The 12,880-nt window shown below is 40.1% G+C and carries 10 protein-coding genes; 9 read left to right on the top strand and 1 reads right to left on the bottom strand.

Annotated features, from left to right (window positions below; translation table 11 throughout):
* Positions 1-214 precede the first annotated feature (214 nt).
* Positions 215-868 carry an adenylate kinase gene (adk, locus tag ABVT42_RS02145; protein ID WP_353873451.1) on the bottom strand — a complete coding sequence of 218 codons (654 nt, stop codon included), beginning with the start codon at positions 866-868 and terminating at the stop codon, positions 215-217.
* A 681-nt stretch (positions 869-1,549) separates the two neighbouring features.
* Here adk and ABVT42_RS02140 point away from each other — a divergent pair.
* The 9 genes from ABVT42_RS02140 (at position 1,550) to ABVT42_RS02100 (ending at position 12,854) form a co-directional block, all read left to right on the top strand.
* On the top strand, positions 1,550-2,965 hold the full coding sequence (locus ABVT42_RS02140; protein ID WP_353873450.1) for an MATE family efflux transporter: 1,416 nt from the start codon (positions 1,550-1,552) through the stop codon (positions 2,963-2,965).
* A gap of 195 nt (positions 2,966-3,160) precedes the next feature.
* Positions 3,161-3,577 (top strand): hypothetical protein, encoded by a 417-nt coding sequence (locus tag ABVT42_RS02135; protein ID WP_353873449.1) that lies wholly within the window; start codon positions 3,161-3,163, stop codon positions 3,575-3,577.
* Positions 3,578-3,920: 343 nt separating this feature from the next.
* Complete coding sequence (locus tag ABVT42_RS02130; RefSeq protein ID WP_367023386.1) at positions 3,921-4,277, top strand: MerR family transcriptional regulator; 357 nt, start codon at positions 3,921-3,923, stop codon at positions 4,275-4,277.
* Between the two features lie 9 nt (positions 4,278-4,286).
* On the top strand, positions 4,287-5,447 hold the full coding sequence (locus ABVT42_RS02125) for an isovaleryl-CoA dehydrogenase (RefSeq protein ID WP_353873447.1): 1,161 nt from the start codon (positions 4,287-4,289) through the stop codon (positions 5,445-5,447).
* A gap of 173 nt (positions 5,448-5,620) precedes the next feature.
* A complete protein-coding gene (locus ABVT42_RS02120) occupies positions 5,621-6,805 on the top strand; it encodes an acetyl-CoA C-acyltransferase (protein WP_353873446.1) in 1,185 nt (394 codons plus the stop codon).
* A 252-nt stretch (positions 6,806-7,057) separates the two neighbouring features.
* Positions 7,058-8,194, top strand: a complete 1,137-nt coding sequence (locus ABVT42_RS02115; protein WP_353873445.1) for an acyl-CoA dehydrogenase family protein — start codon at positions 7,058-7,060, stop codon at positions 8,192-8,194.
* A gap of 181 nt (positions 8,195-8,375) precedes the next feature.
* Positions 8,376-9,983: a carboxyl transferase domain-containing protein gene (locus ABVT42_RS02110; RefSeq protein ID WP_353873444.1), complete on the top strand. Its 1,608-nt coding sequence runs from the start codon at positions 8,376-8,378 to the stop codon at positions 9,981-9,983.
* A gap of 47 nt (positions 9,984-10,030) precedes the next feature.
* Positions 10,031-10,846: an enoyl-CoA hydratase/isomerase family protein gene (locus tag ABVT42_RS02105; RefSeq protein ID WP_353873443.1), complete on the top strand. Its 816-nt coding sequence runs from the start codon at positions 10,031-10,033 to the stop codon at positions 10,844-10,846.
* A gap of 13 nt (positions 10,847-10,859) precedes the next feature.
* Positions 10,860-12,854 (top strand): acetyl/propionyl/methylcrotonyl-CoA carboxylase subunit alpha, encoded by a 1,995-nt coding sequence (locus ABVT42_RS02100; RefSeq protein WP_353873442.1) that lies wholly within the window; start codon positions 10,860-10,862, stop codon positions 12,852-12,854.
* Positions 12,855-12,880: the final 26 nt, after the last annotated feature.

The raw sequence follows: 12,880 nt of genomic DNA, 5'->3' as shown, positions 1-12,880 counted from the left end.
GCCAATAAGAAATTGGAAAGCGGCCTTAAATCGATTTATGATTCAATTTGAAGACCGATTAAAAGATTATGTTTAACCTAGGGCAGTTACACAGAATTTTTTACAGGGTCGAGTTAACTAAAATTTAGTGTTAACCCATTTTAAATAATTACTCAAATGCCACTGGTTTAACTGCCATATGGAAGTAAGCAGTTTGCTTTACGCCAGATCCGTTTTATTTTAAAGCAGTTAAAATACTTTCTTTAATTTCTTCCAAACTACCAACGCCCTGAACTGTAACATACTGCGGCGCTTTCTCACCACCTTGTTCCGCCCACTTTGAATAATAATCAACCAGAGGACGAGTTTGTTGATGGTATATGGCTAATCGATCTTTAACTGTCGCTTCAGTATCATCAGGTCTTTGAATCAACTCTTCGCCAGTTTCATCGTCTATCCCTTCTTGCTTAGGTGGATTATAAACCACATGATAGGTTCGACCAGAGCCAGGATGAACTCGACGCCCACTCAAGCGCTTGATAATTTCTGCATCAGCCACATCAATTTCAACAACATAATCAACATCAATATTATTTTCTTTCATTGCATCAGCTTGAGGAATGGTTCGCGGAAATCCATCGAGTAAATACCCATTAGCACAATCAGCTTGTGCAACACGCTCTTTAACCAGCCCAATAATAATATCGTCAGAAACTAATTGACCAGCATCCATAACCTCTTTTGCCTTTAAACCTAAAGGTGTGCCAGCATTTACTGCGGCTCGTAGCATATCCCCTGTTGAAATTTGTGGGATATTATATTTTTCCTTAATAAACTGGGCTTGAGTTCCTTTACCAGCTCCAGGCGCACCAAGAAGGATTATACGCATTATCGTCTCCGATTTTGATTATGTGTTATTTAATACCTAAATAAATTAAACAAATTTATTTTACTTTATAGATTGTCATTATAGACAGCATAACAATGAGATAAAACCCAAACACGGTTTTATTTGAATTCGCCGCCATACACCTGAGATTTTGCCTCTGTGTCTTAAGTGTGTCCAAAGTTAAATCGCCTTTAGCACAAACGACATCCAAATTGCCTTTCAACGCTTAAATTAAATAGTGGCACAGGCGTCACTGTAAACTGGTAAGCAATTTACCCTAAATTTTATATCGGCATAATAACTTTTAGCTATTGACAGTCAAATATTTTGAAGGGAAAATGCTGCAATATTTTATCACCGGAGCTTAAGACAATGAGCAATTCACCAGATATTAATGCTTTTCAAGCAGATATAGTGCTCAACACTTCAGTAAAGCTCTGTTGCTTGTCTCGTTTATTTCGATAAAGTCAAGCCAACTAAAGGCAACTCTCTCATTTATTACTGATTATTCGTTGCGCTACAGCGACTGATAGCATTAATTCCGCGTTTTATGTTTGTCTGAAACTCCAGCAAATATTTGCGCATGCTCACAGGAATTTGCCTGTTCATCAAAATTCTATTATCTGAAACTAAATACGCAAGGTAATTTTAGTTTCAGAAAGTTATATAACGGAAATACATATGACGACACATCAAACTCAGCCACAAAACTACAGCTTGTGGCAATTATTTAAATTATCGTTGAAAGATAATCATCAACGGGATTACACCCAAGGCTCAATTGGCCATGCCGCTTTCTTATTAGCCATTCCGATGATATTAGAAATGGCAATGGAGTCAGTTTTTGCTGTTACTGACATCTTTTTTGTTTCATTTTTAGGTGCTGAAGCAGTATCAATTGTTGGTTTAACAGAAGCGGTTATTACATTGTTATATGCGGTGGCTATTGGTTTAAGTATGGCGGTAACCGCAACAATTGCTCGCCGCTTTGGCGAAAAATCAAATGAAAAAGCCTTTTCGGTTGCGGGTCAAACACTCATCATTGGCTTGTTTTTTGGTCTACTAATAGGCATTCCAGGTTTTATTTACGCAAAAGACATTCTGCGCTTTATGGGAGCCAGTTTTGATGTTATTGAACAAGGCTACTCTTACACCCGAATTATGCTGGGTGGCTCTACAACAATTCTGTATTTATTTTTAATCAGCGCTATTTTTCGTGGCGCAGGCGATGCAACTATTGCAATGCGTTCACTATGGATAGCCAACTCAATTAATATTATTCTTGATCCGCTATTAATATTTGGCATTGGAATTTTTCCCGAAATGGGAATTGAAGGTGCTGCAGTGGCAACTAATATTGGCCGTGGCGTTGGTGTTTTATATCAGCTTTATCATTTATTCGGATTTAAAAATCGAATCCAATTAAATCTATCACACTTAAAACCTCACTTAAACACAATCCAACAATTACTTAAGTTGTCAGTTGGTGGTATTTTACAGTTTTTCATTGCAACAGCCAGCTGGGTTTGGTTAGTCAGAATAGTTTCAACTTACGGCAGTGATGCCGTGGCTGGCTATACGATAGCAATTCGAGTCATAATGTTTACGATTTTACCTGCCTGGGGTATGAGCAACGCTGTTGCAACATTGGTAGGCCAAAATCTAGGAGCGGGACTGGCCTCCCGTGCCGAAAAGTCAGTTTGGCGAATCGCTAAATATAACGTCATATTTATGGTTACTGTAGCGATTATCTTTCTCTCTTTGGCACCTCAAATCATTGGTTTATTTTCAACTGATGTCGCGGTTATTCAGTATGGCGTTGAATGCTTACGCTTTATAGGCTTAGGCTTTGGATTTTATGGTTTAGGCATGGTACTGGTGCAGGCATTTAACGGTGCTGGTGATACCCTTACCCCGAGCAAAATTAATTTTTTTTGCTATTGGTTATTTCAGATTCCGTTGGCTTATGCATTGGCTAAGTATTTTGAATTAGGTCCAACCGGTGTATTTCTGGCAATTACCATTTCTGAAAGTATTATTGCTTTAGTAGGGATTATCATTTTTCGCCAAGGAAAATGGAAACTCAAAACAGTTTAAAGCAAATACTTAAATTAAACATTCACTTTCTATTTAACAAAATACTGTGTACTAGTTGACCAATTAGTGCGCAGTATTATCACTTTTATTTGTCAATAATCATCAAGCTATTCATCTTAAATTCAGTTACGCTTAGCATAATGATTAACACTTTCACTTATCAAACCAATCTAGTCAACTATCTGGAGCAAGTGTATGCCTCTAAAAATTATTATTAATAGCTTAATAATATTGACTGGGTTAATCATCACTAATGTGAACGCCAGAGAACAGTCAGAAACTTTATTTATCGATAAAAGTATTCAAGGCAGTGAATTATTTCAATTTCCTAATGATGACAAAAGCTATCCCGATCAAAGTGACTTTATTATTTTGCACAGCCTTTTTATGAGTAATGAAGTTGGGGAAAGATGGGCGACCTTAACGATTAAAAATAATGCGGCTGGACGACGAATGTTAACAAGAAAACATCTTATGGCCTTGTTTGCCAATGGTGCACGCAGACATCCAATAATGAATGAACAAGACTTTAAAGCCCAGGAGGTCATATCAGTAACAATCAGCTTTGGATTAAATAAATACCCTATTCTTCAGATCATTTCACGTCAATAAAACCATTTGAATAACCTTTGCGCACAAAAGATATAACATCGCTTCTCTCTAAGTGACGCAGCTTGACGTTTTCATTATATTGCATTGGCGATATCGCAAAATTTGTCATATCGCCTTCACAATCTGATAAAGATTCAAAAATACGTAACGTCACAACATTCTGTTTAAATCGTAATTAAATAACTATTTAATATATTTTTCATTATTTAATTTTATTCTAAAACTTATACCGAACTATTAACTTTACTTTATTCTGGTCTTACCTCATCAAATATCTAGATTATAGTATTTACGTTTACGTTAATGTTAACATATAATTCCGACCGCTATGAATGATAAAGATATGACCTACACAATCAGTGAACTTTCTAAAGAGTTCGGTATAACACCTCGTTCAATCCGACATTATGAGGATGAGCGATTACTTTCACCTACACGAGAAGGCACCCAGCGGATCTATCACAAGGGTGATCATGTTCGTTTGCAATTGATACTGCGTGGGAAAAGGATCGGGTTTTCTTTAGCGGAAATTCGTGAAATTTTCTCAATTTATGACCTGCCCAGCGGCGAGGAAAAACAAATGGAATTTTTGGTTACCAAACTTGCTGAAAGACGTGAAGCCCTTTACCAACAACAAGAAGATATAAAAACAATGTTGTGGGAACTCGACCGACTCGAGCTTCGAATTAAACAAAACTAGAGGAAAACCATGTATACAGGCCTTAACTTTAATCTTGGCGAAACCGCTGACATGATTCGCGATACAGTCAGCGCATTTGCGGCCAAAGAACTCGCACCTATTGCAGCACAAATCGATCAGGAAAATGAATTTCCTAATCATCTGTGGCAAAAGATGGGAGAGCTTGGGTTACTAGGAATGACTGTAGAAGAACAATACGGCGGATCAGGTTTAGGTTATCTAGAGCATGTTATTGCAATAGAAGAAATCAGTCGCCACTCCGCCAGTGTTGGCTTAAGTTACGGTGCGCATTCAAATCTGTGTTTGAACCAGCTACGTAAAAATGCCACCGAAGAACAAAAACAAAAATATCTCCCTAAATTATGCTCCGGTGAGCATGTTGGTGCTCTTGCAATGAGTGAACCAGGCGCAGGTTCTGATGTTGTTAGCTTAAAACTCAAAGCAGAAGATAAAGGTGATCATTATTTGCTTAATGGAAATAAAATGTGGATTACCAATGGCCCCGATGCCAATGTCCTAATCGTTTACGCAAAAACAGATCCTAGCGCAGGTTCTAAAGGTATTACCGCATTTATCATTGAGAAAGGATTCGAGGGTTTTTCAACCGCCCAAAAACTTGATAAGCTAGGTATGCGTGGTTCAAATACTTGTGAATTAGTATTTGAAGACTGCAAAGTACCAAAAGAAAACATCTTGGGCGAACTTAACAGAGGCGTTGCCGTATTAATGAGTGGGCTTGATTTTGAACGTATCGTTCTTTCAGGTGCGCCGCTTGGTATCATGCAAGCTTGTCTAGATGTCGCACTCCCCTATGTACATGAACGTACCCAGTTTGGTAAACCAATTGGAGAATTCCAATTGATGCAAGGCAAATTAGCAGATATGTACACCACGCTAATGGCTAGCAAATCCTACGTTTATAATGTTGCTCAGGCAGCCGATCGTGGTGAAACCACTCGAAAAGATGCCGCTGCAGCTATCTTATATTCAGCTGAAAGCGCAACTCAAATGGCTCTGGATGCCATTCAATGTCTTGGCGGTAATGGTTACATCAACGAATTTCCTACTGGACGCTTGTTAAGGGATGCAAAACTATACGAAATTGGCGCTGGCACATCAGAAATACGAAGAATGCTGATCGGACGCGAATTGTTCAAAGAAACTGCTTAGTTATTATTCTTAATTATCAAAGCCTTAAAGTTTTTTATTAAAGTAAAATATCAGGTACTTTTTGGCTTTGAACATGTTAATCTTATTCTTGAAACAGGCTAAAAACGCGAAAAGCAGTATACTATTGGACAAGTATTCTTATTAAAATCGTACAAATTATAGAGGTTATAGCAATGTCACAGGATCCAATTGTAATTGTTGGAATGGCTCGCACGCCAATGGGTGGATTTATGGGAGAATTATCTTCACTTAAGTCGACTGAATTAGGTTCAGCAGCAATCCAGGCCGCGGTTGAAAGGTCTGGTGTTTCGAGCGAAGAAATTGACGAAGTGATTATGGGGTGTGTATTACCCGCAGCACTCGGCCAGGCACCAGCCAGACAGGCTTCCATTGGCGCAGGCTTACCATTATCGGCCGGCTGTACCACGATTAATAAAGTATGTGGATCAGGTATGAAATCGGTCATGTTAGCCAATGATTTACTGACTGCCGGCACGAATCAAGTAATGGTCGCAGGTGGAATGGAAAGTATGAGTAACGCACCACATATGCTACCCAATGCACGCGCAGGATATCGTTTTGGACACAACAAAGTTCTTGATCATATGGCATTTGATGGCCTTGAAGATGCTTATGAAGGTCTGGCAATGGGCGTCTTTGCCGAAGATTGTGCCGAACGCTATCAATTTAGTCGTGAACAACAAGATGAATACGCGATTACCTCACTAAGCCGTGCCAAAACAGCCATCGAAAATGGCTCATTTGCCGGTGAAATAACGCCTATTACTGTCAAAAGTCGTAAAGGTGAAACGCTGGTTGAGCATGACGAACAACCACTAAAAGCACGCCCGGAAAAAATTCCATCGTTACGCCCTGCTTTCAAAAAAGATGGTACCGTAACTGCCGCAAATGCAAGTTCAATATCTGATGGTGCCGCAGCAGTCGTTCTTATGCGTCAATCCGAAGCACAGCGTCGCGGGTTAAAGCCATTGGCAAAAATAATCGGCCACACAACCCATTCACGTAAACCCAGTGAGTTTACTATTGCGCCTGTTACCGCCGTAAAAGATTTACTCGCCAAAGTTAACTGGAACACCACCGATGTTGATTTGTATGAAATTAACGAAGCTTTTGCCGTTGTTGCTATGGCAGCAATTAAAGATCTAAATCTTGATTCGGAAAAAGTCAATATTCATGGAGGTGCGTGTGCGCTAGGTCATCCAATTGGAACCAGTGGCACAAGAATTCTGGTAACCCTTATTGCTGCACTACAAAAATACGGCAAAAAGAAAGGCGTTGCGTCACTCTGCATCGGTGGTGGAGAGGCAACCGCGATGGCTATTGAATTGGTTGATTAATCACAAGAGCTCGGGGCGATTATTTGCTATTTAAATTGTTTGCTCTCACTGAGTTTAAATGTTGTTGAATAATCCCCTAACCTAACGCCAGTTACGCTCTCATAGGATAACTGGCAAGACCAATCACTCAACTATGCCGATATAGCAATAAACTTTTAAAATAATTAAACGTTTATTTTTACGTGATTTCCCATAATAATCAGATACTACTACCCAAAATCATCAAATTAATTGATTGAAGAGAAATTTGCCATGTTTCTGACCGAAGAACAATCTATGATACAAGAAGCCGCACGCCAGTACGTGCAAGAAAAAATTGCCCCATTTTCAGCGGACTGGGATCGCAATAAAACTTTTCCTGCGGAAGCCCTCAAAGGTCTCGGAGAGTTGGGCTTTTTTGGTATGCTTGTTCCTGAAAAATGGCACGGTTGCGACATCGGCTATTTTTCAGCAGCCTTAGTGCTTGAAGAAATTGCTGCTGGCGATGCCGCTTGTTCAACGATTATCAGTGTAACCAATTCTGTTGGTTGTATGCCAATTCTTAATTTTGGTTCAGATGCACAAAAGGAAAAATATTTAAAACCTCTAGCCACCGGTGAACATTTAGCTGCTTTTTGTTTAAGTGAACCCCACGCAGGTTCTGACGCTGCTGATCTGAAAACCAAAGCAGTACTAGATGGCGACAGCTACGTAATTAATGGAGTAAAACAATTTATTACATCAGGTAAAAATGCAGATACAGCGATTGTTTTTGCCGTTACCGATGCCAGTGCAGGTAAAAAAGGTATTTCGGCTTTCATTGTACCAACCGAAACTCCCGGTTACATTGTTGCTAATGTCGAAAATAAAATGGGCCAACATGCCTCTGACACAGCACAAATTCTTTTTGAAGATTGTCGAATTCCCAGGGAGAATTTACTGGGTGAAGAAGGTCAAGGATATAAAATTGCGCTATCTGGGCTCGAAGGTGGCCGTATTGGAATTGCTGCCCAATGTGTTGGTATTGCGAGAGCGGCACTTGATGCGGCAGTACAATATACGCAAGAACGAACCGCATTTGGTAAATCGCTTCACCAGCACCAGGCAATTAGCTTTAAATTAGCTGACATGGCGACTCAACTTGATGCGGCGCGACTTATGGTTCATCGAGCCGCACTGCATAAAGACATGGGTAATCCTTGCTTAAAAGAAGCTTCAATGGCAAAACTGTTTGCATCTGAGGCAGCTGAAAAAATCTGCTCTGATGCGATTCAAATTTTTGGTGGGTATGGATATTTAAATGATTTTCCTGTTGAAAGGTACTATCGCGATGTTCGCGTTTGCCAAATCTATGAAGGCACCAGTGAAGTACAAAAATTGGTGATCGGGCGCTCATTAATTAATACATGACCTTAATTTAATCTCATGTAATTTAAAATAGCGAAATTTAAAATCGAACGAAACGAAACAATTTAAATTGATATTACGAGAGCATTAGCAAAAATTAAGGCAAATGCTCATTTAACCTTTTAACTAATACGATAAAAACGCAAGTCAAATCGAATAACTTTGTTAATAATCGGAAATCTGAATGCCAATTATCAAAAGTAAATTAAATACCCGTAGCCAGGAATTCGTCGCTAATACGGAATTCATGCAATCACTTATCGATGATGTACGAGATAAAATGCAAACTATCGCCCAAGGCGGCGGCAAAGAAAAACAGGACAAACATACCAATCGCGGAAAGTTGCTACCACGCGAAAGAGTCAGACAACTACTTGATATTGGCTCTCCGTTTATGGAGCTATCTCAATTTGCTGCTTATAGCATGTATGAAAACCAAGTACCAGCGGCCGGCATTATTACCGGAATTGGACTAATCAATGGTCAAGAATGCGTTATCGTTGCCAATGATGCGACCGTTAAGGGTGGTACCTACTTTCCAGAAACGGTAAAAAAACATTTAAGAGCACAAGAAATTGCCGAGCAAAATCACTTGCCTTGTGTCTATCTGGTTGACTCAGGCGGCGCCAATTTACCGCAACAGGATCAGGTATTTCCGGACCGCGATCATTTTGGCCGCATATTTTTTAATCAAGCTAATTTATCAGCTAAAGGCATACCACAGATCGCAGTTGTCATGGGCAGTTGTACCGCAGGCGGTGCCTATGTCCCCGCAATGGCGGATGAAAGTATCATCGTAAAAAATCAGGGCACAATCTTTCTCGGCGGGCCGCCATTAGTCAAAGCAGCAACAGGAGAAGAAGTAACGGCGGAAGACTTAGGTGGCGCAGATGTTCACTGTAAAACTTCTGGGGTAACCGATCACTATGCCCAGGATGATCGTCATGCACTGGCATTGACCCGCGACATCATTTCACATTTAAATAAACAAAAGTACCAGCACTGGAAAATTGAAAAACCGGTTGAGCCTCATTACCCCATCGAAGAAATTTACGGTGTAATTCCCAAAGATTCGAAAAAACCATTTGATATTCGTGAAATTATTGCACGCATCGTTGACGCCAGCGAATTTGACGAGTTTAAACCTTTATATGGAAATACACTGGTGTGCGGATTTGCCAAAATATGGGGCTACCCAGTGGGTATCATTGCGAACAATGGTATTTTATTTTCAGAATCTGCGCTCAAGGGCGCGCATTTTATTGAGCTTTGCTGTCAACGAAATATTCCGCTAGTGTTTCTGCAAAATATCACGGGCTTTATGGTCGGTCGAAAATACGAAAATTCGGGCATTGCTAAAAACGGTGCAAAAATGGTTACCGCAGTAGCTTGTGCAAAAGTTCCAAAATTTACTGTCATTATTGGTGGCAGCTTTGGTGCCGGTAATTACGGCATGTGTGGCCGAGCTTATAGTCCCCGCTTTTTATGGATGTGGCCCAACGCCCGTATTTCTGTCATGGGTGGCGAACAAGCAGCCAATGTTTTAGCTCAGGTAAAACGAGACAACTTTGATCGACAAGGTGTGCAATGGTCTGCCGAAGAAGAAGCTGAATTTAAAAAACCGATTCAAGCAATGTATGAAACGCAGGGTCATCCCTACTACGCCAGCGCCAGACTCTGGGATGATGGCATAATTGATCCAGCCGATACACGTCAAGTATTGGGTTTAGGCTTATCAGCCAGTCTGAATGCGCCTGTTGAAAAAACCCAATTTGGTGTTTTTAGAATGTAATTGAGTTTGTTACTTACATTAAACAAACAAAACGTGAGGATACAAAAGTGAGTGAAACAAGCATTATTGTAAAACTGGAGTCCAATGGTATTGGTCGAATCACTCTCAATAAACCTGAAGTCCACAATGCATTTGATGAAAAACTTATCGCATTGTTAACCAAAGCCTTTGAGCAACTCGACAATAACGATAAAGTCAAATTAATCGTCCTCGATGCAAATGGAAAAAGTTTTTCAGCCGGTGCTGATTTAAACTGGATGAAAAAAATGGCTGAATATTCTTGGGAACAAAATTATCAAGATTCACTACAACTTGCCAGTTTGATGCAAACTATTTATCAATGTAAAAAAACAACAATTGCTGTTGTCCAAGGGTCTGCATTTGGTGGTGGCGTCGGCTTAGTTGCCTGCTGCGATATCGTACTAGCAAGTGATAAAGCCAAATTTTGCTTGTCAGAAGTAAAGCTGGGATTAATTCCCGCAGTCATTAGCCCTTATGTAGTTAAAGCCATTGGCGAACGTCATGCAAAGCGGTACTTTATTACCGCCGAGCTATTTGATGTTTCCCAAGCCGCCGCTATGAATCTGGTACATCAAATATATTCGCACGATGAATTACAATCTAATGTAAAAACTTTCATTCAATCAGTTTTAAACAACGGCCCCAAAGCAATGCACAAAGCCAAAAGACTCATCGAATTTGTCAAAGATAAACCAATCGAAGAAGATTTGATTCGAGAAACTGCACAGCGCATTGCAGATACTCGAGCATCTAAAGAAGGCAAAGAAGGTGTCAGTGCATTTTTAGAAAAACGCCAACCCGACTGGCAAGTTTGCGACGTAGAAAACCAACAAAATCTTTAGGAAATTCCATTCAATGGTTAATTTAAAAATCAACAAAATTCTGATTGCTAACCGAGGCGAAATTGCCTGTCGAATTATACGCACTGCACACAAAATGGGTATTGAATGTGTTGCGGTCTATTCTGATGCGGATAAAAATGCCCAGCATGTCAAGTTAGCCGATGAAGCATGGCACATTGGCGGCCCAGCAGCAAAAGACAGTTATTTAAAAGCTCAGAAAATTATCGACATTGCCAAAAAGTCCAATGCTAATGCTATTCATCCTGGATATGGATTTTTATCAGAGAACGCTCAATTTGCCAATTTATGTACGCAAAATCAGATCATTTTTATAGGGCCTCCTGTAGCAGCAATAGAAGCTATGGGGTCGAAGAGTGAAGCGAAAGAAATTATGACTAATGCGGGTGTTCCATTGGTTGAAGGTTATCACGGTGATAATCAAGCGCCTGACTTTTTGCACCAACAAGCCGATAATATTGGTTATCCGGTTCTCATTAAAGCGACTGCTGGTGGTGGCGGTAAAGGTATGCGAGTCGTCGAAAAAAGCAGTGAGTTTTTAGAATTACTCAATTCCTGTAAGCGCGAATCACTTTCATCGTTCAGCGATGATAAAGTGCTGATTGAAAAATACCTGACCAAACCTAGACATATTGAAATACAAGTTTTTGCTGATAACCACGATAATCAAGTTCATCTGTTTGAGCGAGATTGCAGTGTTCAACGACGCCACCAAAAGGTTATTGAAGAAGCCCCGGCGCCAGGTTTATCAGAAGAGAAGCGTCAGCAAATGGGTCAAGTCGCTATTACCGCTGCTAAAGCCATCGGTTATCGTGGTGCTGGCACCGTTGAATTTCTTTACGATGAAGACGGGTCATTTTATTTTATGGAAATGAATACTCGCTTACAGGTTGAGCACCCAGTCACCGAAATGATTACCGGACTTGATTTGGTTGAGTGGCAAATCAATGTTGCTAATGGACTCCCCTTACCGTTAGCACAAGCAGAGATTCCGCGTCATGGGCATGCGTTTGAAGCTCGAATTTATGCAGAAGATCCACAAAATGATTTTCTACCTGCAACGGGAAAAATAATTCATATGAGCCTGCCCAGATGTCATCAAAATGTTCGGGTAGATTCAGGCATAATCGCTGGCGACAGCGTCAGTGTTTTTTACGATCCAATGATTGCCAAACTGATAGTATGGGATAATGATCGTAGTGCGGCTTTAGCCCGATTACGCGGTGCTCTTGCAGATTTTCAAATTGCCGGTCTGTCAACCAATATTGAATTTTTGCATCAGCTCGCTTCAAATGATGCGTTTATAGAAGCCGATTTAGATACTCATTTTCTGGAAAAACACGAAGAAGAATTAATTATTGATAAACCTTCTGTCACCGAAGATATTTTAGCTGCGGCCTCACTTTATGTCATGTTAAAACAAGCAGCTATTAACGAGTCAGATAGACTGGATCCCTACTCGCCGTGGCAAGAAAAGTCGGGTTGGCGTTTAAATGAAGATAACCACCACCAAATTGAATTATTGCAAAATGGCCAAAGTTATCTCATTACTGCGCACTTTAGGCAGCATCACTTTTTATTAGAGTTCAATCAAAGAGAATACCATGTGCGTGGCTATCTGGATGAGCAAAAATTGTTTATTGATTTAGACGGACATCAATCAGTCGTCAATTTAGTTGAGCAAAATAACCAACTTGTGATCTTTAAAGGAGCCAGCCAGTGGCAACTCGAAATTAAAGACAACCGACTCTTTTCACTTGAGCAAGACGCTCAGGCAAATTTAACAGCGCCAATGCCCGGAACTGTTATTGAAGTTTTAGTTGCGGCAGGCGACCAAGTTGAAGAAGGTCAACCTTTAATTGTTATGGAAGCAATGAAAATGGAACATACCATAAAAGCACATAAAGTTGCTGTGATTGATGAAGTACTTTATCAAGAAGGTGATTTAGTTGATGAAGGTGCCGAACTAATTACTTTCGAAGAAGAGTAAATTTGCTTAAGACAGCCTAAGAGTCA

It is taken from the genome of Aliikangiella maris, from assembly GCF_040719265.1.
GTDB classification, from domain to species: domain Bacteria; phylum Pseudomonadota; class Gammaproteobacteria; order Enterobacterales; family Kangiellaceae; genus Aliikangiella; species Aliikangiella maris.
The sequence above is the reverse complement of the archived record's forward strand: the minus strand, read 5'-3'. Positions and strand labels throughout refer to the sequence as shown.

Bases quoted from the DNA above. Each gene is read 5' to 3' on its own strand.
- ABVT42_RS02110 (WP_353873444.1), top strand. From the start codon at position 8,376: ATGCCAATTATCAAAAGTAAATTAAATACCCGTAGCCAGGAATTCGTC.
- ABVT42_RS02135 (WP_353873449.1), top strand. From the start codon at position 3,161: ATGCCTCTAAAAATTATTATTAATAGCTTAATAATATTGACTGGGTTA.
- ABVT42_RS02100 (WP_353873442.1), top strand. From the start codon at position 10,860: ATGGTTAATTTAAAAATCAACAAAATTCTGATTGCTAACCGAGGCGAA.
- ABVT42_RS02130 (WP_367023386.1), top strand. From the start codon at position 3,921: ATGACCTACACAATCAGTGAACTTTCTAAAGAGTTCGGTATAACACCT.
- ABVT42_RS02120 (WP_353873446.1), top strand. From the start codon at position 5,621: ATGTCACAGGATCCAATTGTAATTGTTGGAATGGCTCGCACGCCAATG.
- ABVT42_RS02115 (WP_353873445.1), top strand. From the start codon at position 7,058: ATGTTTCTGACCGAAGAACAATCTATGATACAAGAAGCCGCACGCCAG.
- ABVT42_RS02125 (WP_353873447.1), top strand. From the start codon at position 4,287: ATGTATACAGGCCTTAACTTTAATCTTGGCGAAACCGCTGACATGATT.
- ABVT42_RS02140 (WP_353873450.1), top strand. From the start codon at position 1,550: ATGACGACACATCAAACTCAGCCACAAAACTACAGCTTGTGGCAATTA.
- adk (WP_353873451.1), bottom strand. From the start codon at position 868: ATGCGTATAATCCTTCTTGGTGCGCCTGGAGCTGGTAAAGGAACTCAA.